This is a genomic window from Streptomyces sp. NPDC051561 (assembly GCF_044454195.1).
Taxonomy (GTDB): Bacteria; Actinomycetota; Actinomycetes; order Streptomycetales; family Streptomycetaceae; genus Streptomyces.
Genome location: NZ_JBITDM010000001.1, coordinates 219,924 through 241,494 on the forward strand (window position 1 = coordinate 219,924; position 21,571 = coordinate 241,494).

The window sequence follows — 21,571 nt, forward strand, 5'->3', positions numbered from 1 at the left end:
GGCGGAGGTCGCGGGCCGCGGCCTGTGAGGGTTACGCCCCGCTGCTCACCCGCAGGACGGGCACAGACCCCGGTAGGTGATCGCCGCTTCCGAGACGGTGAAGCCGAAGCGCTGGTCGGCGGGGAGGGCGTCCAGCGGGTCGCCCGTCGGGTGGACGTCGCGGATGACGCCGCAGCCGGAGCAGACCAGGTGCTGGTGCGGGCGGTGGGCGTTGGGGTCGTACCGCTTGGCACGGCCGTCGGTGGAGAGTTCGGTGACCTCCCCGAGGGAGACCATCTCGCCCAGGGTGTTGTAGACGGTCGCCCGGGAGATCTCGGGGAGCCTGCTCACCGCGAGTGCGTGCACCTCGTCCGCGGTGAAGTGGACGTGATCGCCGTCGAGCACCTCGGCGACGACACGCCGCTGGGAGGTCATCCGCCAGCCGCGCCCGCGCAGCCGCTGAAGCAGGTCACTCATGACGGGCCACCCAATCGGTCGGAGAAGTACCTCGGCATACCTCGGAGTACCCGGAAAAGTCTCGTGGAAGTACCGCGACTTTAAAGGCAGTTGTCAGAGTACGGATGAAATATGGAACAGGTGAGCTTCTTGACCTGGAACCTGTCCATCATAGGATCGCTTCTTGGCGACGGGCCGAGGGACAGGACACCAGGCAGTCCGGTACGGCCACCCGCCGAAGGCTCGTACCCCCGGCCCGGACGTGCGGCAGGGGCACAGGCCCGCAATCGACTCGCTGATCTGCCCAGCTTCGAGAGGACTCCCATGGCTGACAACCACGATGCGATCGTCACCGACCCGAAGGCCGAGGAAACGGGGGGTGGTTGCCCGGTCGCGCACGGGCGTGCCGCGCACCCCACGCAGGGCGGCGGGAACCGTCAGTGGTGGCCGGAGCGCCTCAACCTGAAGATCCTCGCCAAGAACCCGGCGGTGTCCAACCCGCTGGGCGAGGACTTCGACTACGCGAAGGCCTTCGAGGCGCTGGACCTCCCGGCCGTCAAGCAGGACATCGCCGAGGTGCTGACCACCTCGCAGGACTGGTGGCCCGCCGACTTCGGCAACTACGGCCCCCTGATGATCCGGATGGCCTGGCACAGCGCCGGCACCTACCGGATCAGTGACGGCCGCGGTGGCGCCGGCGCCGGTCAGCAGCGTTTCGCGCCGCTGAACAGCTGGCCGGACAACGCCAGCCTCGACAAGGCCCGCCGCCTGCTGTGGCCGGTCAAGAAGAAGTACGGCCAGTCCCTGTCCTGGGCCGACCTGATGGTGCTCACGGGCAACGTCGCCCTGGAGACCATGGGCTTCGAGACGTTCGGCTTCGCGGGTGGCCGCGAGGACGTGTGGGAGCCGGAGGAGGACGTCTACTGGGGCCCGGAGACCGAGTGGCTGGGCGACGCCCGCTACACCGGTGACCGCAACCTGGAAAGCCCGCTGGGCGCCGTCCAGATGGGTCTCATCTACGTCAACCCCGAGGGCCCCAACGGGAACCCGGACCCGCTCGCCGCGGCCCGCGACATCCGCGAGACCTTCGCCCGGATGGCGATGAACGACGAGGAGACGGTCGCCCTGATCGCGGGCGGTCACACCTTCGGCAAGACCCACGGCGCCGGTCCCGCGGACAACGTGGGCGACGACCCGGAGGCGGCGCCGCTGGAGCAGCTGGGTCTCGGCTGGAAGAGCACGTACAACACCGGTGTCGGCAAGGACGCCATCACCTCGGGTCTCGAAGTCACCTGGACCGAGACGCCCACCCAGTGGGGCCAGGGCTTCTTCAAGAACCTCTTCGAGTTCGAGTACGAACTCTCCAAGAGCCCGGCGGGCGCCCACCAGTGGGTCGCCAAGAACGCCCCGGAGATCATCCCGGACGCCTTCGACGCCGAGAAGAAGCACCGCCCGACGATGCTCACCACGGACCTCTCGCTGCGCCTCGACCCGGTCTACGAGCCGATCTCGCGCCGCTTCTACGAGAACCCGGCCGAGTTCGCGGACGCCTTCGCCCGCGCCTGGTACAAGCTGACGCACCGTGACATGGGCCCCCTCGCCCGCTACCTCGGCCCTGAGGTCCCCTCCGAGGAGCTGCTGTGGCAGGACCCGCTGCCGGCGCGCACCGGTGAGCTCCTCGACGCGGCCGACATCGCGGCGCTCAAGGAGCAGGTCCTCGGTTCCGGCCTCACGGTCGCCCAGCTGGTCTCCGCCGCCTGGGCGTCGGCCGCCTCGTTCCGCGGCAGCGACAAGCGCGGCGGCGCCAACGGTGCCCGCATCCGCCTGGAGCCGCAGCGCAACTGGGAGGTCAACACCCCGGACGAGCTGGCCCAGGTGCTGCGCGCCCTGGAGGGTGTCCAGGAATCCTTCAACGCCAAGGGCGGCCGCCAGGTCTCGCTGGCCGACCTGATCGTGCTCGCGGGTTCCGCGGCCGTCGAGAAGGCGGCCAAGGACGGCGGCGTGGACGTCGAGGTCGGCTTCACGCCGGGCCGCGTCGACGCCTCGCAGGAGCAGACGGACGTCGACTCGTTCGACGCCCTGGAGCCCGCCGCCGACGGTTTCCGCAACTACCTCGGCAAGGGCAACCGCCTGCCGGCCGAGTTCCTGCTGCTCGACCGGGCGAACCTGCTCACGCTGAGCGCCCCGGAGCTGACCGTGCTCGTCGGCGGTCTGCGCGTCCTCGGCGCCAACCAGGGCGGTTCGAAGCACGGTGTCCTCACCGAGCGTCCGGGCACGCTGACGAACGACTTCTTCGTCAACCTGCTCGACCTGGGCACCGAGTGGAAGTCGACGTCCTCGGCGCAGGACGAGTTCGAGGCCCGCGACGCGAGCGGCACGGTCAAGTGGACCGGCACCCGCGCCGACCTGGTGTTCGGCTCGAACTCCGAACTGCGTGCGGTGGCCGAGGTCTACGCGAGCGACGACGCGAACGCCAAGTTCGTGAAGGACTTCGCCGCGGCGTGGCAGAAGGTCATGGACCTGGACCGGTACGACCTGGTCTGACGGTAGGTCAAGGGGCCGGCCGGGAGCTTCGGCCGGCCCCTTCGCCGTTCCCTTCGACTTCGCCGATGCCATTCCGTCCGATCCATGGGCCGGACACCAGTACGAAGGCCATACTGGGGGCCACTCACCGGGCGGACGGAAGGCATCCGAGGCATGAGAATCGCCAAGCCGGGACCCGTGTCGGCCCGGCAGTGGACTCCGGTCACCCTCGCCAACGGGGCGCTGGCCCTCCTGCTGGAGGGCGGAATCCTGGTGTCACTCTTCCTCTGGGGTCTGCACACCGGGACGGGCACCTTCACCGGGATCCTCATCGGTCTGGGCAGCGCGGTCCTGGCGGGAGTGGTGTGGGGGGCGTTCCTGGCTGCGGGCGGGCCGAAGTACCCGCTGCCGGCCGGGCCCGAGATCGCGCTGAAGCTGGCGGTCTTCGCGGTGGCCGCACTCGCCCTGTCCGCCGTCGCGAACAGCACCGCCGCGTGGATCTTCGCCGCTCTCTCGGTGCTCAGCGTGGCGGTGGAGTACACGGCGGTGGGGCCGCCGGCTGAACCGGGACCGGCGGCTCAGCCAGGACCGACGGCAGAGCCGGGGCCGACGGTTACGGAAGCCCTCTAGGGGTCACGCGCAGGGGTCACGCGTGGCGGGAGCGCGCCAGCCTGATGCCGACGACGGCCACCGCGACCGCTCCGGCGATCGTGACCGCAGGGGGCACCCGAGGCACTCCCAGCAGCCGCCGCGCCTCCCGCGAGCCCCGTGCCTCTTCCGCCTGGGCGGCCAGTCGCTCCACGAGGCAGACGAATCCGAGATCGTGCATATGTCCTCCCAAACCGCTGCCACCTCAGCTGCCGGCGGCTGCCACACGGGCCCGCGTGGGTACGCGCACCCCTTGGGTTTCACGGATGCCCAAGCGTCGCGGGCTGAATCGCGGGAGGCCGATACCGAGGTGGTGGATCCATCGGTTGGCGGAGGGATGAGGCGCCGCCGTCAGAAGGCCCGACGGGAGTCACCGGCGCGTGAGATACGTCGCAGAAGGGTCTTCCCGTAGCAAAACAACCACGCCGGTCGCTTAGCGTCAGCCCATGCCCTGTGTTCTGACGACCGTCTGCGCCGACTTCGACCGGCGCTTCGCCGAGTTCGCGTTCGAGCCCGGCTTCGCCGCCTCGGTCGATCAGCACGTGGCGGAGATACGGTCACGGCTGGGTGCGGACGGCGCGGGCCTGGAACCGCCCGCCCCGCCCCGCGACGCCCTCGCCGACTACGCCCTCGGCTTCCTGGACGCGCTCGCGGAGACCGGGTGGCGCGAGCCGGTGGGGTACGACTACGCGGTGTGCCGCCTGACGGCGCTCAGCTGGCTCGTCAACCGGCACCGGTTCCTCGCCCCGCGCGACTGAGAGCCGGCGTACGGACGCTGCGCTCCCCCGCAGACTTTCCCACCCCTGTTTCCCGCCCCGCACGACCCGCCCCCGGGGGGGCGGGGGGGGGGGGGGGGGGGGGGGGGGGGGGGGGCCGGGGGGGGGGGGGGGGGGGGGGGGGGGCGGGGGGGGGGGGGGGGGGGGGGCGTGACCCCCCCCCCCCCCCCCCCCCCCCCCCCCCCCCCCCCCCCCCCGCCCCCCCCCCCGCGCCCGCCCCCCCCCCCCCGGTCGTGCGGGGTACGGAAGGGCGCGCCGGGTTACATGGGGTCGACCCGCTCCGGATCCACCACCGGCTGGTGGCGCAGGGCGTCCTCCCGGCCCGCCTGGTACGCACCGTCACGACGGCCGTCGCGCCCGGCGTCGGCACCGTCCCGCGTGCCGTCGGCCGACGACTGCTGGGCCCGCAGCCGGCCCGTCTCGGCCTCGGCGGTGTCCATCCAGCGTTCGATGCGACCACGCATCGGCTGGATCATCGCGCCGCCGACACCGACGATCAGGATGCCCGCGACGGCGGCCAGCGCCGCGATGAGCACGGGCTGGGTGACGGTGGTGGCGATGCCGACCTGGCCGAGGGCAGCGATCACACCGAGGGCCACGATGACCGCCCAGGTGAGGCGGGCGACCATCGGACCGTACGAGGCCGCCGACAGCACACCGCTGACGATGCCCCGTACCGCGTTGGCGATGGCCATGGCCACGACGACCAGCACCAGGGCGACCAGCGCCCGCGGCAGCCAGGCGACGATGCCGTCGATCATGCCGCTGACCGGGTTGGGACCGAACACTCCGAAGGCCAGCTGCAGCGTGACCAGCAGCAGCGCGTAGTAAACGACCTTGCAGACCAGGGAGGTCGCGTCGTACTTGGAATCGTCGAAGATCCGGGCGGATCCGGCCCGCTCGCTGAGCCGCTCGAAGCCGACCTTGCGCAGGACCTTGTCGAGGACCTTGGCGATCATCTTCGAGACGAACCAGCCGACCAGCAGAATGACCAGGAAGCCCGCGAGCTTCGGTACGAACTGGGCGACCTTGGACCAGGCATCGGAGAGGCCCTGCTGGAATTCCACCGCGAGTGCGGTGTTCGCATGGGGTGAGAGCACGATCAGACCTTTCGTCGACGCGTTCTTCTCACTCGTGCTTACCAGCGCCCCACCGGCCCCACCTGCTGGGAGCACCCCCGCAAGGGCCGTTCGAGTGAGTGCCCGTACGGGAAGGGGCCCGGCGGGTGCACGCAGCCGCGCGCTCGTGCGTCGGGCCGTCTCGCACAGCCCGGCCGGGAAGCCGGACCGGTCGTTCCCGCGTGCCTGCCGCACAACCGGGGGCCCGGGCACTTCAATGACGGACCATGACGACACAACCGCCGCACTTCACCGTCCTGTTGGTTCCCGAGCACATCGAGGGCGGCGGGGTGGCCGCGAAGGACTCGGCCGTACGCTCCGCCGTGGTCACGCCCACCGGTGAGACGGGCACCTCGGGCTACCCCCGTTACGCCGGAGACGGCATGGTGGCCGAAATCGACCCGCAGACCCGCACGGTGGAGGCGTTGCTCGTCGACGGTCGTGAAATCGACTACGGACTGACCGCCAAGATCGCCGACTGACCGGGGTTCGGACACTGGCTCTCAGGTCTCGGCGCTACGGCGCCGGTCGGGGGTGAGGAGATAGGCGATCGCCATGTCGGCGAGCTCGTCGGCGTACCTGCGTCTGGCCGCTTCGCCGGTGGCGGCATCGGGGCGTACGGAGTTGTGGAAGCAGGCACCGAGGAGGGCGCGGGCCGCGGTATCGAGTGCCTGCTGGGGCTCGGAGCGGCGGATCTGGCCGGTGTAGGGGTGTGCCGCTTCGAGCAGGAGGCGGTGCAGTTCGGTGATGGTGCGGGCGCTGCGGTCCAGGGACCTGGACCACCACCTGCGGCACTGCGCCGTCGAGTTTCGGAACTGGATCGTCGCCGCCGCGGCCGCCCGCGCCTGAGGCCCGCGCCCGGGAGCCGGTGCCGCACCCGCCCGGTCAGGCCGGGGACCGTACGCCCTTCCACTGGGCGGCGCCCCACTCCCCGGCCTCGGGGCGGGTGGGGCTCCGGCGCTCCACGTCACGGTCGGGCCGGCCGAGCTCCACGATGCCGATCATGGCGCCGTCGAGCTCGACCACGAAGAGACCGGTGCGTCGCCCGGCAAGCGCGGGCACCGCCCGGGTGGCCAGGCAACGGATACCGGTTCAGCCATGGCGGGCAACCTGGCACACGCGCCCGAGGGAAGCCGGTCAGTGCGGACCTGCGGGGCCGTCGACCGGTTGCCTGAGGATGGTGCGCAGCTTCGCGGGGGCGACCTTGCGGGGGTCGCCGAGGTAGATCTCGTGGTGCTTGCCGGTCATCCGGAGGCCGTTGCCGGGGATGAACTCGTGGTGCATCCGGGCCAGGACGTCCGCCTCGTCGTCGTACGGGCCGATGTGCAGTGTCTGTACGCAGGTCCCCTCGGACAGCGCCTCCAGGCGGAGCTCTCCCAGACACGCCAAGTCGCCCTTGGCTCCGGCCTGTTGGACGGCAGCGTCGAACATCTGCTGGTCGATCCAGTCCGGCGTCATGATCATCATCGTCCAGTCCCAGCGGGACTTGTCGCGCGCTCCGGTGAAGGAGTCCATGTCCTCGGCCCACCAGAGGCCTTCCAGGGGCATGACGACATAGTCCCGTCCGAGGTCGCGCTTGCTGGCGAACTTCAGCTTGTAGGCCACCGGGTAGAGCGCCGCGAGTGCTTCGGCGTAGCGGGGTGAGGTATTGGGGTCGCCATGGCCGTCGATCATGACGTACTGCAGGTCGGGCACATCGACGATCCGCAGGCTGTCGCGTCTCGCCCGGTAGGCGTCGACGGTCTTCTTGAAGTCGGTCTTCGTGGAGCCGGTCTGCTCGGAGTCGCTCTTCGCTGTCATCGGGCACCTGGACTCGGTGGACGAGCCGCGACCTTTCTGTTCCGTTGCCGTGGGAGCCGCCTCAGAGGGTCCCGAGTGTACGAACCTTCGATCTGAGAGTTGACTCTCACATATTGTGAGAGGACACTCTCACGCCATGGGCTCCCCTAATCGCCTGGGCGATATCGAGATCACCGATCCGCAAGCGATGCGCGCGCTGGCGCATCCGGTGCGGCTCGCGATCCTTGACCATCTGATGCGCCAAGGCCCCTCGACGGCGACGAAGCTCGCGCCCGATGTCGGTGCGACGCCGTCGGTGACCAGCTGGCATCTGCGGCATCTGGCCGGGTTCGGACTGGTGAGGGACAGTGAGCCCGGCGCGGACCGGCGTCAGCGGACGTGGGAGGCGGTGGGGCGGGGCTTCCGGTTCGAGGCGCCGGAGGACCCGGCGGACGAGGCGGGGGCGTCCGCGGCGCGGCTGCTCTCGCAGCAGATGTTTCTGCGGTACGCGGACCGGCCGAGCCGGTGGGCCGCCGAGGTGGAGCCCCAACTCGACGCGCAGTGGCGTCAGTTGTCCGGGCTGGCACACACCCGGCTGGTCCTCTCCGCCGAGGAGCTCGCCGCCGTCGAGGACGGGATCGAGCGCCTTCTCGCGCCGTACGTCACCCGCGCCCCGGCCGAACGGCCGGCCGACGGCCGAGGCGTCCAGTTGATGCGTTACGTCCTGCCGGAAGCCACCGCGGAGCATGCGCAAGACGCCCAGGACCAGGCCGAGAACAGGAACCGGGCGGAAGACGCCCACGAGCAGGCCGGGGAGTCGGCGTGAAGGACATGGGCGGAACCGCGGAGATATCGCTGTGGCGGGATCGGAGGTTCCGTCGCTTCTGGGCCGGCAACACCGTCTCGCAGTTCGGCGACCGGATCACCGAGCTGGCCCTCCCCCTGATCGCCGTCAGCGCCCTGAACGCCTCGGCCAACCAGGTGGCCTGGCTGACGGCCCTCATCTGGACCCCGAACCTGCTCGCCATCCTCCTCGGGGCCTGGGTCGACCAGCGGGCCCGTAAACGCCGTCTGATGATCCTCGCCGACCTGGTGCGCGCCGCGGTACTGCTGAGCGTCCCGGTGGCCTTCCTGTTAGGGGCGGTGACGCTCGGTCAGCTGTATGTGGTGGCGGTGCTGACGGGTGCGGCGGGGGTGCTGTTCAACACCGCCTACCCGCCGTTCTTCGTGGGCCTCGTGCCCCGCGCCTCCTATGTCGACGCGAACAGCAAACTCAGCGCCAGCCGATCCGTCTCGTACGTCGCCGGGCCGGCCGTCGGCGGCGCGCTGATCCAGGCGCTGACCGCTCCCGTCACCCTGGTCCTCGATGCCCTGAGCTTCCTGGCGTCGGCGGTCCTGATCAGCCGGGTGTCGGTCGACGAGGCGCCGGTCGCGGCCGACACCGCCGCTCCCCCGCTGTTGCGGCGGGCCGGGGAAGGGCTGGCGCTCGTCGTGCGGCATCCGGTGCTGCGGGCCAGTCTCGGCTGCTGTGCGACCGTCAACTTCTTCACCTTCCTGGCGGGCAGTGGGCTGCTGGTCCTGTTCGCCAGCCGGGACCTCGGTCTGTCCGCCGGGGTGATCGGTGTCGCGTTCGGCATCGGCGCGACGGGTTCCCTCCTCGGCGCCGTGGTCGCGCCACGCCTCTCCCGGCGGTTCGGAGTGGGGCGCAGCATCATGGTGGGTGCGGTGCTCTTCCCCGCGCCGATCGCCATCGCCGCGGCGGCGGACGGTCCGTTGTGGCTCCGGGCCGGGGCTCTGGCCGCGTGCGAGTTCTTCTCAGGCTTCGGGGTCATGCTGTTCGACGTCAACCTCAACGCCCTTCAGGCCGCGGTGATCCCGGACGGGCTGCGCAGTCGGGTGGCGGGCGCCTACAGCACGATCAACTACGGGGTACGGCCCATCGGCGCCGTCGTCGGCGGCCTGCTGGCCACTGCCGTCGGGCTGCGGGCCACTCTCGTCGTCGCCGCCGTGGGCGGGGTCCTCTCACTGCTCTGGCTGCTGCCGTCGCCGATACCTCGCATCCGCACCCTGACGCCGGATCAGGAGGCGAAGGACGCGGAGGCGGAGGCGGAGAGGGTTACGGAGAAGGCCGGTTGAGCAAGGCCGGTTGAGCCCCTCACTCCTTCAGCAAGGCAACCCCCGGCCCCGCGAGTTCGCCCAGTACGGCGTGCCGCCCGGAGACCGCGAGCAGCAGGGCGAGTGCCGGGCCGGTGACCTCCGGGCCCGATCCGATCGCAACGTCGGCGTCCGTCGCGGCCAGGCGGACCCGGGAGGTCAGTTCCTTGGCGCCGCCGAAGGAGGCCGAGGTACGGGTCTGCAGCCGGAGCGCCCTGGTCACGGCCTCCTGCGGGTAGGCGCGGGTGAGGCCCAGCGGGCGACGGATGTCCTCGCCGTGCACGACCTCCTCGACGAACCGGGTGTCCAGCGGAGCCGGGGGCGCCGATGTGCGCGGGGCCACCTCGCGGAGCCGCTCCAGCGTCTGTGCCGGGGTGGCCCCGCGTTCGCGCCGTACCCCGTCCTCGTTCTGCCGGTCGAAGTCGAAGCGTGCCCGCACCATGCCGACGACGAATCCGGTGCGGGTCGTGCGGGCGCTGTCGACCAGGTGGGCGACCACGTCGTGCACGGTCCAGCCGTCGCACAGGGACGGCTCGTCCCACTGCTCGGCCTGGAGGTGTGTGAGGTCCTCGATCAGCGCCGCACGCTCCGTGTGCACCCTCGCCCAGACGTCGTCCGTCATGTCCGTTCCCTTCGCTCGACCGCTCGTTCACAGTGTCGTCGGGTAGGACTCGCCCGGCGCCCGGAACTCATCGCCGCGCCGGCTCCACCCGCCGTGGCGTCGCCCCCGCCCGGTGGGTAGGCTGCGCGGCTATGACTACCGGGACGGCCTCGCGCCACACACGGTTTGGTGACCCGGTGCTCTGCTGAGCGCCGTACGGGCCGGAGCGGGCCCGCTGGTCGAACGGGGATCCGACGCTGTCGCGCGGGCTCCGCCTCCGTCGTGAGGGATCACAGGTGTGGCTGTTCGCCTCGGCCCACCCCGATCCACCTCAACTCACGCATTCGCGAACTCACGACGGAGACCATCCATGCTCACCACGACACTGCTGATTCCCACCGAGGACGGCCGGGCCGACGCCTTCGCCGCCTTCCCCGACGACGGCGCGCCGCACCCCGGGATCCTCATGTACCCGGACGGCTTCGGCATCCGGCCCGTAATCCGGGAGATGGCCCGCGAGTTGGCGGGGCACGGGTACTACGTGCTCGTGCCGAACATCTTCTACCGGCACGGCCCCGCACCGGTGATCGCTCTTCCCGAACACATCGGGGAAGAGGCGCGGCCCGCGCTCATGACCCGGTTGATGGCATTGATCAAGGAGCACACACCCGAACGGTTCCTGCGGGACGCCGACGCCTACCTCGGGTACCTCACCACCCGGCCCGAGGTGGCAGGCGGACCGGTGGCGGTGACCGGTTACTGCATAGGCGGGATGCTGGCGCTGCACACCGCCGCGGCCCACCCCGGCCAAGTGGCCGCCGTCGCCGGATTCCACAGCCCCGTGGGCGCCGAGGGGGACGAGCGGCACCGTCTGCTCTCCCGGCTCACCGCCCGGGTCCACCTCGGGCACGCCGCATCCGACCTCACCCCCGAGGCGCTCGGCGAACTCAACGAGGCCCTGGACGCCGCCGGCGTCGACCACACCTCCGAGATCTACCCCGGCACCGTCCACGGTTTCACCATGTCCGACACCGGTGCCTTCGCCCCCGACGGCCTCAGGCGCCACTGGGAGCGTCTGCTTCCGCTGCTGGCCGGCACCCTGGCCAACGGCTAGCGCGTACACGGGTGGGGGCAGGACTCCCTCAGCCCAGCCGGCGCAGCGAGGAGTCGACGGTCGCGGCAATGGCCTTGCTGTAGCGCTCGATTCCCGGTGAGGGTGCCGGGCAAGGCTGTGGCTTCGGAGTGGTCGGGGCGCGGCAGAAGTGCAGCGGATCGTCCTCGCGGTGCATCAGGGCCAGTCCGTTGTCGCAGGCCTGCCGCACCGCGCGTTCCTCCGCGTTGCAGGGCAGTCGCTGCTGCCAGACGTACCGTTCGCCCGGTGCGCTCACCGCGCGTCCCGCGTCGGCGACCGTGTCGCCCGCGGCCGACGCCTGAGCCCGGTAGAGGTCGTTGACCCGGCTCGTGCGGTCCGTCGAGAACGCGTCCGGCCCCTGGAGCACCCAGACGATCCGTGGCCGGGGGATCCGGGCCGCCCGCGCCGCGGCCGCGATCTGCGCGGTGAGGGTGCGGGCGTCCTGGATGTACCGCTCGTAGTACTCCGCGCTGCCCTGGACGATGTTCTTCATGCACGGGGTGTAGCCCCAGGAGTTGCCCCAGAACTGGAGGACGACGACGCGTGGCCGCTGTGCCCCGACCAGGGCCGCCGCCTTGTCCTGCGGCGGTACGAGGGAGCGGACGGCCGGAGCGGTCAGGTAGTCGCAGAGGGTCGTGCCCGAGTACGGCGCACTGTGCACGGTCGCCCGGCCGGACTCCTCGATCCGCCTGCCGAGCACCTTCTGGTTCTCCATCGCGAGCGAATCCCCGAGATAGAGCACCGGCGACTTCTCGCGTGGCTCGGACGGTGCTGCGGGTGAGGTCCGAGGTGCCCGGTTGGGCCGTGGTACGTCGGTCGGGCGGGCAGGCGCCGAGGTCCGGGGCGGCGCCCCGCCGGGTTGGGCTGCTCCCACCACCTCGGGGACCGGCGGCAGATTGCCCGGCTCGTCCTCCGGGTTCGCGCAGCCGGTGGCCCACAGCAGGGTCAGTACGCCGACCACGGCGACGTATCGAAAGCTTCCCGGCCGCCCGGCCGCACCCCGGAAACCCCCGGAGCGACGGCCACGCCGGAGCTGTCGTCTTCTTCCCACTGCCGGGCCGCCTTCCGCACGAGCACGAGGAGGAGCGACCACCCTGACCGCAACGGGCCGCGATATCCAGTGACCTGAGTGACAAAAACGGGGGCAATGTGCCTGGGACCGCGTCACCGGCCACCGGGGCGTGGCGCTCGGCGCGACCTGTCGGGTGCCGGTCCGGCGGCCTGGCATCCTGAGTTTCATGAAGATCGCAACCGCCCAGTTCACCTGTGTCCCCGCCGACGTGTCCGCGAACGTGGAGCAGATGGCCGCACTGATAGCCGAAGCACGTACGCAGGGCGCCGAGTTGGTGGTGTTTCCCGAGCTCGCGGTGACCGGCTACGAGCTCGAAGCCGTGATCGCCCGGCGTGATCTCTGGGTGCGGGCCGACGATGTGCGGCTGGACCCGATCCGGGCGAGTGGTGTCGCCTGCGTCGTCAACTGCGCGGTGGCCGCCGACGAACAGCGGCCCGCCATCGAGACGCTGGTCTTCGGGGCCGACGGCGAACTGATCACCACGTATCGCAAGCAGCATCTGTTCGAGCACGAGAAGGAGGTATTCGCGGCAGGGCGGCGCGACGGGCGATTCGAGCTCGGAGGGCTTCGTTTCGCGCTGGCCACCTGCTTCGACAACCACTTCACCGAACTGGTCTCCCGTGGCGCCGCCGAGGGATGTGAAGTGCACCTGGCCAGCTCGCTGTACGGCACGGGCGGCGGCGTAAAGGAGCTGGCGACGGTGTATCCGGGCATCGCCGCGGACTTCGGCCTGCATGTCGTCGTGGCCAACCATGTCGGTCCGGCCGGCCCGTGGACCGGCTGCGGCCGCTCCGCGGTGTGGGCCCCGGGCGGAGCCCTGCTCGCGGAGGCCGATGCTGACACGCCCATGGTGGTCACCGCCGAGGTCGGACAGCCGGCGGTCGACTGGTCGGCGACCGGCCGGCCGGCGGCGGGCTAGTCGGCCACGTCGGTCACGGCGAGGGCCTTGGCGACCTTGACGCGGACCAGTAGCTCGCCGGGAACTCCGTTGCGTGCGCCGTAGCGTTCGGCCTGGTCAGCGCCCATGTAGCGGGCCGCGATGCGTGTCGCCCAGTCCCGTACCCGCGGCAGATCGTCCTCCAGGTGGGCCACACCGGTCAGGACCACGAAGCCGAACGGCGGCCGTTCGTCGTCCACACAGAGGGAGACCCTGCCGTCGCGCGCGAGGTTGCGCCCCTTGACGGTGTCCGCCCCCGTGTTGAACACGAGGTCGTCCCCGTCCAGCAGGAACCACACCGGCGCCACGTGCGGGCTGCCGTCCGCACGCACCGTGGAAAGCTTGGCGGTCCGGGTGCCCTCGGACAGGAAGGCCTGCCACTCGTCCTTCGTCATCTTGCGCATGCGGGAATCGTGCCAGACCACCGGTGGTTTTCGGGGGCGGTGGGGATCATCAGCGGCGTGCCGCTTTCCGGGTCCTCGATGATGCGGCAGGGGGAGGCCGGAGACTTCCTCGACCGGTTCGGCGGAGATGACGGTGGCGGGTGGGCCTCGGCGGCGATGGTGCCGCCGGGGCGCATCACGACGAGGTGGGTGGCGTGGCGGCAGGCCCGGTCGAGGTCGTGGAGGACGGCGACGACGGTGTGGCCCCGGCCACGAGGACGGCGGCGAGCCGGTCGAGGAGGGCGGCCGCCCGGGGATGGGGGTCCCGGCGCGGGGTGAGGGCGTGGATGCCGCGGGTCGGAGGGTCGACCAGGGACACCGTGGTGACGTCGGCCCGCAGGGCGCGCGTCAGGATGCGGGGGATCAGCGCGATGGCGTGGCCGGTGGCCACCAGCGCCAGCTTGCCGTGCAGATCGGCGGCGGGGAGGTCGACACGGACGGCGACGCCGGCTCGGGCGGCGTGCCGGCGCAGGAGTGCGGCGGAGCCGTCGTTGTCCTCGGCCCAGGTCTGATCGGCCAGGGCGCGGATGTGCACCGGGTCGTCCCCGGCCAGCGGGTGGCCGAGGGGCAGGACGACGACCATGTCGTCCAGGCCGAGGAAGTGCTGCTCGACCCTTGGGTCGTGGGGCAGCCCGGGAGGTGCGTCGGTGACGACGGCGACATCCAGTTCGCCGGTGGTCACGCGCTGGTGCAGCGGGGCGCTGAGGTCCGGGAGCAGGTTCCAGCGGAGGTCGTCGTCCTCTTCCAGCAGGCCCCGGATCGCCTCGGGGACGATCCCCGCGGCCAGCGAGGGCGTGGCTCCGACGGACAGCGGGCGGCTGAACGCCCCGTCGTGTACGTCCCGAGCGGCGCGTACCGCCCGGTCGGCCTCGTGGAGCGTCACCAGCGCGTGGTGCCGGAACGCCTCGCCCGCGGGTGTCGGACGCACCCCTCGCGCGTGACGCTCCATCAGCGGCACGCCGAGCTCCCGCTCCAGCCCGGCGATCTGCCGGGAGACCGCCGATTGGGTGTGGTGGGGTTCGGCGGCCGCCGCCGACAGCGAGCCGAGACGGCACACGGTGACGAAGGTCTGCCACACGGTCAGTTCCACGACGTCAGTATGACCGGCAGATATGCGTGACTCGCAGGGGTGGCCTGCGAAATATGCGCTTGTCGCAGCTGTCCGGGCGCACCATCGTGGTGCGCATGACCGCAGCAGATCTCTCGCACACACTCGCCGTCCTCGGCCTGGGGCGCATGGGCGACGCGCTGGCCGCCCGACTGGCCGGCCGGGGCTGGGACGTCGTCGGCTGGACCCGGTCCGGGCGGGGATCCACCGCCGTGGAGGTGGCCGGGGATGCCGGCACCGCCGTGGCGAAGGCCGATGTCGTCCTTCTGTCCCTGTTCGACGGGGCCGCTTGCCGGCAGGTACTCGACGAGGTCCGTGGCGCGCTGCGCGCGGGCACGGTCCTGGTGAACACCAGCACCGTCAGCCCCCGCGAAGCGGAGGAGCTGGCAGCGGAGTTCGGCTCTTCCTATGTGCACGCGCCAGTACTCGGATCCGTGCCCGCGGTGACCGCGGGCGCCTTGCAGGTCCTCGCCGCCGCCGACCAGGACGTGCTCGATCGGGTGCGGCCGGTTCTGGAGGCGCTGGGTACGGTACGGCCTGTCGACGGCGCCCGCACCGCTGCCTCGCTCAAGCTGATCGCCGACAACGGCCTCTCCGGAGCCGTCCTCGCCCTGCGCGACACACTTTGGCAGGCCGACGCCCTCGGCCTGCCCCGCGCCCAGGTGCTGGACATCCTGGAACTCGGCCAGCTCGGCACCCTCGTGGCCCGCAAGCGGCGCTTCCTCGACGGTCAACCACCGTCGGGCGACGCCGAGTTCACCATCGGCGCCTTGGCCAAGGACATGGCCCTGCTGGCCGCCACGTCGAGCGTCCCCCTGCGCAGTGCGGCCCAGCTGGCCGACTCCCCCGCCGACCCCGGGGCCGACATCGCCGTTGCCGCCACCACCCCCGCCGTCCCGGCCGCCGTGCTCGCACCACTCCACGCCTATCTCCGGGGCCATGCCACCGGCGACCCCGCCCACTTCCGTGACGCGTTCCTGCCCTCCGCCCACATCGAGGGGATCCGGGACGGCGCCTTCGTCTCGTGGCCCCTGGACCAGTACTGCGCCCTCTTCCACGGGCGGCCCGCCTCAGACGAACCGTCCCGTTCCCGCCGTATCGACGCCATCGACGTCCACGGCACCGTCGCGACCGCCACCATGACACTCCGGCACGGCACGGACACCTTCACCGACGTCTTCCTGCTGACGCGTGTCGACGACCGGTGGCACATCGCCAACAAGGCCTATCACCGGCACGTCTGATGACGGGTACGTCTGATGACGGGTACGTCTGGCAACAGGTACGTCTGACAACACGTACGTCGGATCACCGGTACGGCGTCTCGTAACGCCCGTATGAAGGCGCGTTACGGCTGTTTGTCGTGAGGGGAGATGTCGTTGACTCGGCTTTCCGGGGCTGGCTACCTTGCAGCGAGGACAGGCCGGGGGCGTTGACGCGAAACCCCGGCTCGCAGGTGTGAGGCCCCTCGGGGGCGGAATGGTGACGGTGGACGCGATGTACGCAGCTGAGGGGATGACCGTCTGGCGGTCCCACGGCTGCGTTCCGCTGTGCGCGGACCGTGTCGTCGACCTGCTGCGGGTCAACAGCGCGATGTGTAGGGCTGCTTGACGCGCCACCGCCGGGCTTGACGCATCACCGTCGGGCCTGAAGCTCCACTGCCGGTGCGCGCGCCTTCCTCGCCCAGCCCTTCACCCGCTTCCCCGCTGGAGCCCTGCATGCCGTCTTCCCGTGAGTCCCCGGGCGCCACGGTGTCCCTCGCCGACGTACCCGAACCCCAGACCGCGCCACCCACGGACCCGACCGCCGAAGCGTCGAGACCCCGGCCCGCACAGCGGGTCCTGCCGCTGCGGCATCCCGGCCGTTGGATCGTCACGGCGGTGGTGCTCGTACTGGTCGCCCAGATCGTGCACGGCCTGGTGACGAACCCCTTCTACCAGTGGGACCGGTTCGGGTACTGGTTCCTGCGCCCGACCATTCTGGAAGGGCTGCTGGTCACGCTCCAAGTGGCTTTGTACAGCGCCCTGTTGGGACTTCTGGGCGGCGTCCTGCTGGCGTTGGCGCGGCTCTCGCCGAGTCCGGTGCTGCGGACGGTGAGCTGGGTGTACATCTGGCTGTTCCGGTCGGTGCCGTTGATCGTCGTGCTGTTGTTCCTCTACAACTTCAGTGCGCTGTACGCGACGTTGAGCCTCGGCATCCCGTTCGGCCCGGCCTTCTTCACCTTCGACGAGAGCCGGCTCGCCACCGACATGGCCGTCGCCGTCGTCGGCCTGAGCCTCAACGAGGCGGCGTACGCCTCCGAGGTGGTGCGCGGCGGGATCCTCTCGGTGGACCAGGGGCAGCACGAGGCGTCCGCCGCGCTCGGGCTGCCGAAGCGGTACCAGTTCGTGCGGATCGTGCTGCCGCAGGCGCTGCGTTCGATCGTGCCGAACTACGTCAACCAGCTGATCGGGCTGGTCAAGGCGACCTCGCTGGTCTTCTACGTCTCGCTGCTCGATCTCTTCGGGGCGGCGCAGAGCATGGGCAGCACCTACCCCGGCGACATCGTGCCGCTGCTGCTGGTCGCCACCGCCTGGTACCTGATCCTCACCAGCGTCGTCTCCGTCATCCAGTTCTACGTCGAGCGGCGCTACTCGCGGGGCGCGCTGCGCACCCTGCCGCCGACCCCGCTTCAGAAGCTGCGCACCGGTCTGGGCGAGTTGCGGGCCCGGGCCCGGAAGGAGATCGCGTGATGAGTCTCATGGGTACCCGGACCGGCGCGGAGCCCCGTACGGAGAGCTTGGAGGTACGCCCGGCCGCCGTCCAGGTGCACGGGGTGTCGAAGTGGTACGGGGTCCAGCGCATCCTGGATGACGTCGAGTTGACCGTACGTCCCGGTGAGGTCACCGTCATCGTCGGTCCTTCGGGGTCGGGCAAGTCCACTCTGCTGCGGGTGATCAACCATCTGGAGAAGCCGGAGGCCGGTCATGTCAGCCTGAACGGCGAGCCGATCGGTGTGCGTCGGCACGGTGAGCGTCTGAAGGAGCTGGGCGAGCGGGCGATCCTCGCCCAGCGCAGCCGGATCGGGTTCGTCTTCCAGGACTTCCACCTCTTCCCGCATCTGACCGTGCTGGACAACGTGGCTGCCGCACCGGTGGCCACGGGCAAGCTGACAAAGCCTCAGGCACGGCTGCTCGCAAGGGAGTTGCTGGCCACGGTGGGTCTCGGTGACCGCGCTGGAGCGTATCCGCGGCAGTTGTCGGGCGGTCAGCAGCAACGGGTGGCCATCGCCCGCGCCCTCGCACTGCGGCCGGGCGTGATTCTTTTCGACGAGCCGACGTCCGCGCTCGACCCCGAGCTGGTCGGTGAAGTCCTCGCGGTCATCAAGGACCTGGCCCGCAGCGGTACCACCCTCGTCATCGTCACCCACGAGATCGGCTTCGCCCGTGAGGTGGCCGACCGGGTGGTCTTCCTGGACGAGGGCCGGATCGTCGAACAGGGGCCGCCCGCACAGGTGCTGGACCGCCCGGAGCATCCCCGCACCCGGGACTTCCTCAGCAAGGTGCTCTGACCGCACGGCCCGCCGCATCGCCCCGCGCCACCTCTCTCCCTCTGTGTCACCACATCTGACAAGGACAGCCATGCGCACCCTCAGCCAGCAGAGCCCTCGCGGTCACCGCGGCACCCGCAGCCGTCGTCGCCTCCTCGCGCTCGCCGCCGCCGTCACCCTCACCTCCTCGCTCGCCGCGTGCGGCGGTGACAGCAGCGCCGCGACCGGCAGCGCCCCCGACGGCACGGTCGTCGTCGGGGCGGTCTCCAACGGCGCCGCCAAGGAGACCCCGCTCAAGGTGTCCGAGGTGAAGGCCCTCAGTGACCGGTTGCCCAAGAGGGTCGCCGAGCGCGGCACGCTGGTGATCGGCGTGGGCGCACTGCCCGCCGGGGCCGCGCCCCTTTCGTACGTCGGCGGGGACCAGAAGACCCTCACCGGCGCGGAACCCGATCTCGGCCGGCTGGTCGCCGCGGTCCTCGGCCTGAAGCCCGAGGTGAAGAACTCCACCTGGGAGAACATGTTCGTCAGCCTCGACAGCGGCCGGACCGATGTGCTGTTCTCCAACGTCACGGTGACCGAGGAGCGCAAGAAGAAGTACGAGTTCGGCTCCTACCGGCAGGACAATCTGGCCTTCGAGACGGCGAAGAAGAGCACCTGGGAGTTCGGCGGCGACTACCGGAACCTGGCAGGCCGCACCATCGCCGTCGGCGCGGGCACCAACCAGGAGCGGATTCTCCTGGAGTGGAAGGCGAAGCTGGCGAAGGAGGGCAAGCCCCTCACCGTCAAGTACTTCCAGGACTACAACGCCACCGCGCTGGCCCTCTCCAGCGGCAAGATCGACATCTATCTGGGCCCCAACCCCGCCGTCGCCTACCACGTCGCCCAGACCGCCAAGTCACCCAGGCCTACGCGCAACGCGGGCACCTTCTCCGGCGCGGGCACCTCGCTCCAGGGCCTGATCGCGGCCACCTCGAAGAAGGACAGCGGACTCGCCGAACCGGTCGCCGCAGCAATCAACCACCTTATCAAGAGCGGGAGTTACGCCAAGTGGCTCGCGGCCTGGAACCTCTCCAACGAGGCCGTACCCAGCTCGCAGATCAACCCGCCGGGCCTGCCGCTCGACAACTCCTGAGGTCCCCACTCCGCCGGTTCCCGCACCACACGCACTCGCGAAACCACGGCTACTCCCGCCACCTCCGCCACCTCCGCCATCTTCGCTACTCCCGCCACTCCCGCTACGGAGACAGAGCCCCACCATGGCCCTCACCGTTCCGCCCACCCCCGCCCCCGCCCCACCCCCGGCCCGCACCCCCGCCGCGCCGCACCTCCTCGACAACGCCGCCTGGGCCGCGCTGACCGGCCCGCACGCGCACTTCGCCGAGCGCATCGGCCGGGCGGCCCGCTATCCGGCCGACATCTCCCCGTTCACCGCACTCGAAGACCCGTCGGACCCCCGCGCCTGGGCCGATCTGGCCCGGCTGATCGGTCCCGGTGACACCACGGCGGTCACCGGGGTCCGCGAGGTGCCCGAGGGGTGGGAGATCGTCGAGAGCGGGGAAGGCGTCCAGTTCACCGACACCGCGCTGCGTGCGGAACCCGCCCCGGAGGCGGTACGGATCGGGCCCGCCGATGTGCCGGAGGTGCTCGAACTGGTCGGGCTCACCCAGCCGGGCCCCTTCCGCCCGCGCACCGTCGAACTCGGCACCTACCTCGGCATCCGGGAGAACGGCGGCCGCGGCCGCCTGATCGCACTGGCCGGTGAGCGGCTGCACCCACCGGGCTGGACCGAGATCAGCGCCGTCTGCACCCACCCCGACCACCGGGGGCGCGGACTGGCCACCCGCTTGGTGCGCGCGGTGGCGGCGGGCATCCGCGAGCGCGGGGAGACCCCCTTCCTCCACACGGGTGCGCACAACACCTCGGCGATCCGGCTGTACGAGTCGATCGGATTCACCCTGCGCCGCCACAGCCGGTTCCTCCTGGTGCGGGCTCCCGGCCTCGCCTGACGCAGCACTCCCCTGCCCCGACTCCTGGTGGGCGGTACGTCGTGCCCCTCAGGACCTCCTCAGGAAGGCCCCCCGTGTCCCCTTCGCACCTGCATCTCGCCGTCGCCCTGGACGGCGCCGGCTGGCACCCGGCCGCCTGGCGCGAGCCGGTCTCCCGCCCCGGCGAACTGTTCACCGCCGCCTACTGGGCCGATCTGGTCGCCGAGGCCGAGCGCGGTCTGCTCGACTTCGTGACCATCGAGGACGGTCTCGGGCTCCAGTCCGCGCCCACCCACCCGTACGACGCCGGACCCGATGACCGGGTCGACCAGGTGCGCGGGCGGCTGGACGCCGTACTCATCGCCGCCAGGATCGCGCCGCTGACCCGGCACATCGGCATCGTGCCGACGGTGGTCGCCACCCACACCGAACCGTTCCACCTCTCCAAGGCGATCGCCACCCTCGACTATGTGAGCTCCGGCCGCGCGGGGCTGCGGGTGCAGGTCAGCGCACGGCCGGGCGTGGCCGCGCACTTCGGCCGCCGTACCTTCCCGGCCCTCGGCGACGAGGGCTTCGACTCGCCCGCCGGGCAGGAGCTCGCCCACGAGCTGCTGGACGAGGCCGCCGACTACGTCGAAGCGGTGCGCAGGCTCTGGGACAGCTGGGAGGACGACGCGGAGATCCGCGACGTCGCCACGGGGCGGTTCATCGACCGCGAGAAGCTGCACTACGTCGACTTCTCGGGCGAGCGCTTCAGTGTGAAGGGGCCTTCGATCACGCCCCGGCCGCCGCAGGGGCAGCCGATCGTCAGCGCCCTGACCCACGGGAGTCTCGCGAACCGGCTGGTGGGGCGGGCCGCCGACATCGGTTACGTCACGGTGGGCGACCAGGACCGCGCCCGTGCCGCCGTCGCGGAGATCCGCGAGGAACAGGCGGTGGCGGGCCGGGCGAAGGAGACCCTGCACATCTTCGGCGACCTGGTGGTCTTCCTGGACGACGAGCCGGGCGCGGCGCAGGCCCGGCGGGAGCGGCTGGACGCGCTCGCGGGCACCCCGTACACGAGCGACGCCCCGGTCTTCGCCGGAACCCCGGCACAACTGGCCAGCCTGCTGGAGAAGTTGAGCACCGCCGGGCTGACCGGATTCCGGCTGCGGCCCGCCGTCCTCGGCCATGACCTGCCCGCCCTCACCCGGCGGCTGGTGCCGGAACTCCAGCGCCGGGGCGTCTTCCGGAAGGCGTACGAGGCCGACACCTTGCGCGCTCTGCTCGGGCTCCCCCGGCCCGCAAGTCGTTACGCGGCCACCGCCGCCTCCCCCACCCGCTGAGCCGGA

The 21,571-nt window shown here is 71.2% G+C and carries 23 protein-coding genes and 1 pseudogene; 14 read left to right on the forward strand and 10 right to left on the reverse strand.

The features are described from left to right. Nucleotides 1-45: 45 nt before the first annotated feature. Complete coding sequence (locus tag ACIA73_RS00915) at nt 46-456, reverse strand: Fur family transcriptional regulator (RefSeq protein WP_399436077.1); 411 nt, start codon at nt 454-456, stop codon at nt 46-48. Nucleotides 457-759: 303 nt separating this feature from the next. Here ACIA73_RS00915 and katG point away from each other — a divergent pair, with 303 nt between their 5' ends. Continuing rightward, the gene (gene katG / locus ACIA73_RS00920; RefSeq protein WP_399436078.1) at nt 760-2,979 is read left to right on the forward strand and encodes a catalase/peroxidase HPI; all 2,220 of its coding nucleotides are present in this window, start codon (nt 760-762) and stop codon (nt 2,977-2,979) included. A gap of 153 nt (nt 2,980-3,132) precedes the next feature. Then, nucleotides 3,133-3,588 carry a YrdB family protein gene (locus tag ACIA73_RS00925; RefSeq protein WP_399436079.1) on the forward strand — a complete coding sequence of 152 codons (456 nt, stop codon included), beginning with the start codon at nt 3,133-3,135 and terminating at the stop codon, nt 3,586-3,588. A 16-nt stretch (nt 3,589-3,604) separates the two neighbouring features. On the opposite strand, the gene ACIA73_RS00930 is transcribed toward ACIA73_RS00925, so the two are convergent. After that, nucleotides 3,605-3,787, reverse strand: a complete 183-nt coding sequence (locus ACIA73_RS00930; RefSeq protein ID WP_399436080.1) for a hypothetical protein — start codon at nt 3,785-3,787, stop codon at nt 3,605-3,607. Nucleotides 3,788-4,052: 265 nt separating this feature from the next. On the opposite strand from ACIA73_RS00930, the gene ACIA73_RS00935 reads away from it, so the two are divergent. Continuing rightward, a complete protein-coding gene (locus ACIA73_RS00935) occupies nt 4,053-4,364 on the forward strand; it encodes a DUF6401 family natural product biosynthesis protein (RefSeq protein WP_399436081.1) in 312 nt (103 codons plus the stop codon). 278 nt (nt 4,365-4,642) lie between these two features. Here ACIA73_RS00935 and ACIA73_RS00940 read toward each other — a convergent pair whose 3' ends face one another. Beyond that, nucleotides 4,643-5,482: a hypothetical protein gene (locus tag ACIA73_RS00940; RefSeq protein WP_399436082.1), complete on the reverse strand. Its 840-nt coding sequence runs from the start codon at nt 5,480-5,482 to the stop codon at nt 4,643-4,645. A gap of 245 nt (nt 5,483-5,727) precedes the next feature. On the opposite strand from ACIA73_RS00940, the gene ACIA73_RS00945 reads away from it, so the two are divergent. Further along, the gene (locus ACIA73_RS00945; protein WP_399436083.1) at nt 5,728-5,982 is read left to right on the forward strand and encodes a hypothetical protein; all 255 of its coding nucleotides are present in this window, start codon (nt 5,728-5,730) and stop codon (nt 5,980-5,982) included. A 21-nt stretch (nt 5,983-6,003) separates the two neighbouring features. On the opposite strand, the gene ACIA73_RS00950 is transcribed toward ACIA73_RS00945, so the two are convergent. The 3 genes and pseudogenes from ACIA73_RS00950 to ACIA73_RS00960 all read right to left on the reverse strand — a co-directional run bounded on the left by ACIA73_RS00950 (nt 6,004) and on the right by ACIA73_RS00960 (nt 7,300). Beyond that, nucleotides 6,004-6,471, reverse strand: a complete 468-nt coding sequence (locus ACIA73_RS00950) for a hypothetical protein (protein WP_399436084.1) — start codon at nt 6,469-6,471, stop codon at nt 6,004-6,006. Beyond that, nucleotides 6,428-6,568 (reverse strand): annotated as a pseudogene (locus ACIA73_RS00955) (GNAT family N-acetyltransferase); the annotation flags it as partial. The pseudogene ACIA73_RS00955 and the gene ACIA73_RS00950, both read right to left, overlap by 44 nt. Nucleotides 6,569-6,637: 69 nt before the next feature. Then, a complete protein-coding gene (locus ACIA73_RS00960; RefSeq protein ID WP_399436085.1) occupies nt 6,638-7,300 on the reverse strand; it encodes a GyrI-like domain-containing protein in 663 nt (220 codons plus the stop codon). Between the two features lie 136 nt (nt 7,301-7,436). Between ACIA73_RS00960 and ACIA73_RS00965 the strand changes: the two genes are divergently transcribed. Beyond that, nucleotides 7,437-8,105 carry an ArsR/SmtB family transcription factor gene (locus ACIA73_RS00965; RefSeq protein WP_399436086.1) on the forward strand — a complete coding sequence of 223 codons (669 nt, stop codon included), beginning with the start codon at nt 7,437-7,439 and terminating at the stop codon, nt 8,103-8,105. Nucleotides 8,106-8,110: 5 nt separating this feature from the next. Next, nucleotides 8,111-9,415 (forward strand): MFS transporter, encoded by a 1,305-nt coding sequence (locus tag ACIA73_RS00970; protein ID WP_399436732.1) that lies wholly within the window; start codon nt 8,111-8,113, stop codon nt 9,413-9,415. A gap of 19 nt (nt 9,416-9,434) precedes the next feature. Here ACIA73_RS00970 and ACIA73_RS00975 read toward each other — a convergent pair whose 3' ends face one another. Continuing rightward, nucleotides 9,435-10,055 carry a maleylpyruvate isomerase family mycothiol-dependent enzyme gene (locus ACIA73_RS00975; RefSeq protein WP_399436087.1) on the reverse strand — a complete coding sequence of 207 codons (621 nt, stop codon included), beginning with the start codon at nt 10,053-10,055 and terminating at the stop codon, nt 9,435-9,437. Between the two features lie 349 nt (nt 10,056-10,404). On the opposite strand from ACIA73_RS00975, the gene ACIA73_RS00980 reads away from it, so the two are divergent. Further along, a complete protein-coding gene (locus tag ACIA73_RS00980) occupies nt 10,405-11,148 on the forward strand; it encodes a dienelactone hydrolase family protein (RefSeq protein ID WP_399436088.1) in 744 nt (247 codons plus the stop codon). Between the two features lie 28 nt (nt 11,149-11,176). Here the strand turns inward: ACIA73_RS00980 and ACIA73_RS00985 are convergent, their stop codons facing one another. After that, nucleotides 11,177-12,127 (reverse strand): SGNH/GDSL hydrolase family protein, encoded by a 951-nt coding sequence (locus ACIA73_RS00985; RefSeq protein WP_399436089.1) that lies wholly within the window; start codon nt 12,125-12,127, stop codon nt 11,177-11,179. A 277-nt stretch (nt 12,128-12,404) separates the two neighbouring features. Between ACIA73_RS00985 and ACIA73_RS00990 the strand changes: the two genes are divergently transcribed. Then, nucleotides 12,405-13,157 (forward strand): carbon-nitrogen hydrolase family protein, encoded by a 753-nt coding sequence (locus tag ACIA73_RS00990; RefSeq protein ID WP_399436090.1) that lies wholly within the window; start codon nt 12,405-12,407, stop codon nt 13,155-13,157. Here the strand turns inward: ACIA73_RS00990 and ACIA73_RS00995 are convergent. Both ACIA73_RS00995 and ACIA73_RS01000 read right to left on the reverse strand, forming a co-directional pair. Continuing rightward, complete coding sequence (locus ACIA73_RS00995) at nt 13,154-13,570, reverse strand: PPOX class F420-dependent oxidoreductase (RefSeq protein WP_399436733.1); 417 nt, start codon at nt 13,568-13,570, stop codon at nt 13,154-13,156. The two genes, ACIA73_RS00990 and ACIA73_RS00995, sit on opposite strands and share 4 nt — an antisense overlap. A 184-nt stretch (nt 13,571-13,754) precedes the next feature. Then, nucleotides 13,755-14,708 (reverse strand): LysR family transcriptional regulator, encoded by a 954-nt coding sequence (locus tag ACIA73_RS01000; RefSeq protein WP_399436091.1) that lies wholly within the window; start codon nt 14,706-14,708, stop codon nt 13,755-13,757. A gap of 95 nt (nt 14,709-14,803) precedes the next feature. Between ACIA73_RS01000 and ACIA73_RS01005 the strand changes: the two genes are divergently transcribed. The 6 genes from ACIA73_RS01005 (at nt 14,804) to ACIA73_RS01030 (ending at nt 21,565) form a co-directional block, all read left to right on the forward strand. Next, the gene (locus tag ACIA73_RS01005) at nt 14,804-15,970 is read left to right on the forward strand and encodes a nuclear transport factor 2 family protein (RefSeq protein WP_399436092.1); all 1,167 of its coding nucleotides are present in this window, start codon (nt 14,804-14,806) and stop codon (nt 15,968-15,970) included. 474 nt (nt 15,971-16,444) lie between these two features. After that, nucleotides 16,445-17,458 (forward strand): amino acid ABC transporter permease, encoded by a 1,014-nt coding sequence (locus tag ACIA73_RS01010; protein WP_399436093.1) that lies wholly within the window; start codon nt 16,445-16,447, stop codon nt 17,456-17,458. A gap of 8 nt (nt 17,459-17,466) precedes the next feature. Next, complete coding sequence (locus tag ACIA73_RS01015) at nt 17,467-18,276, forward strand: amino acid ABC transporter ATP-binding protein (RefSeq protein ID WP_399436734.1); 810 nt, start codon at nt 17,467-17,469, stop codon at nt 18,274-18,276. A gap of 70 nt (nt 18,277-18,346) precedes the next feature. Continuing rightward, complete coding sequence (locus tag ACIA73_RS01020) at nt 18,347-19,387, forward strand: ABC transporter substrate-binding protein (protein WP_399436094.1); 1,041 nt, start codon at nt 18,347-18,349, stop codon at nt 19,385-19,387. Nucleotides 19,388-19,511: 124 nt separating this feature from the next. Beyond that, a complete protein-coding gene (locus tag ACIA73_RS01025; protein WP_399436095.1) occupies nt 19,512-20,261 on the forward strand; it encodes a GNAT family N-acetyltransferase in 750 nt (249 codons plus the stop codon). 74 nt (nt 20,262-20,335) lie between these two features. Beyond that, nucleotides 20,336-21,565 carry an LLM class flavin-dependent oxidoreductase gene (locus ACIA73_RS01030; protein ID WP_399436096.1) on the forward strand — a complete coding sequence of 410 codons (1,230 nt, stop codon included), beginning with the start codon at nt 20,336-20,338 and terminating at the stop codon, nt 21,563-21,565. Nucleotides 21,566-21,571: the final 6 nt, after the last annotated feature.

Coding starts and splice junctions, on each gene's coding strand:
- ACIA73_RS00975 (WP_399436087.1), bottom strand. CDS start 10,055: ATGACGGACGACGTCTGGGCGAGGGTGCACACGGAGCGTGCGGCGCTG.
- ACIA73_RS00980 (WP_399436088.1), top strand. CDS start 10,405: ATGCTCACCACGACACTGCTGATTCCCACCGAGGACGGCCGGGCCGAC.
- katG (WP_399436078.1), top strand. CDS start 760: ATGGCTGACAACCACGATGCGATCGTCACCGACCCGAAGGCCGAGGAA.
- ACIA73_RS01010 (WP_399436093.1), top strand. CDS start 16,445: ATGCCGTCTTCCCGTGAGTCCCCGGGCGCCACGGTGTCCCTCGCCGAC.
- ACIA73_RS00930 (WP_399436080.1), bottom strand. CDS start 3,787: ATGCACGATCTCGGATTCGTCTGCCTCGTGGAGCGACTGGCCGCCCAG.
- ACIA73_RS00935 (WP_399436081.1), top strand. CDS start 4,053: ATGCCCTGTGTTCTGACGACCGTCTGCGCCGACTTCGACCGGCGCTTC.
- ACIA73_RS00960 (WP_399436085.1), bottom strand. CDS start 7,300: ATGACAGCGAAGAGCGACTCCGAGCAGACCGGCTCCACGAAGACCGAC.
- ACIA73_RS01005 (WP_399436092.1), top strand. CDS start 14,804: ATGACCGCAGCAGATCTCTCGCACACACTCGCCGTCCTCGGCCTGGGG.
- ACIA73_RS00970 (WP_399436732.1), top strand. CDS start 8,111: ATGGGCGGAACCGCGGAGATATCGCTGTGGCGGGATCGGAGGTTCCGT.
- ACIA73_RS00925 (WP_399436079.1), top strand. CDS start 3,133: ATGAGAATCGCCAAGCCGGGACCCGTGTCGGCCCGGCAGTGGACTCCG.
- ACIA73_RS00915 (WP_399436077.1), bottom strand. CDS start 456: ATGAGTGACCTGCTTCAGCGGCTGCGCGGGCGCGGCTGGCGGATGACC.
- ACIA73_RS01025 (WP_399436095.1), top strand. CDS start 19,512: ATGGCCCTCACCGTTCCGCCCACCCCCGCCCCCGCCCCACCCCCGGCC.
- ACIA73_RS00990 (WP_399436090.1), top strand. CDS start 12,405: ATGAAGATCGCAACCGCCCAGTTCACCTGTGTCCCCGCCGACGTGTCC.
- ACIA73_RS01020 (WP_399436094.1), top strand. CDS start 18,347: ATGCGCACCCTCAGCCAGCAGAGCCCTCGCGGTCACCGCGGCACCCGC.
- ACIA73_RS00965 (WP_399436086.1), top strand. CDS start 7,437: ATGGGCTCCCCTAATCGCCTGGGCGATATCGAGATCACCGATCCGCAA.
- ACIA73_RS00945 (WP_399436083.1), top strand. CDS start 5,728: ATGACGACACAACCGCCGCACTTCACCGTCCTGTTGGTTCCCGAGCAC.
- ACIA73_RS00995 (WP_399436733.1), bottom strand. CDS start 13,570: ATGACGAAGGACGAGTGGCAGGCCTTCCTGTCCGAGGGCACCCGGACC.
- ACIA73_RS01015 (WP_399436734.1), top strand. CDS start 17,467: ATGGGTACCCGGACCGGCGCGGAGCCCCGTACGGAGAGCTTGGAGGTA.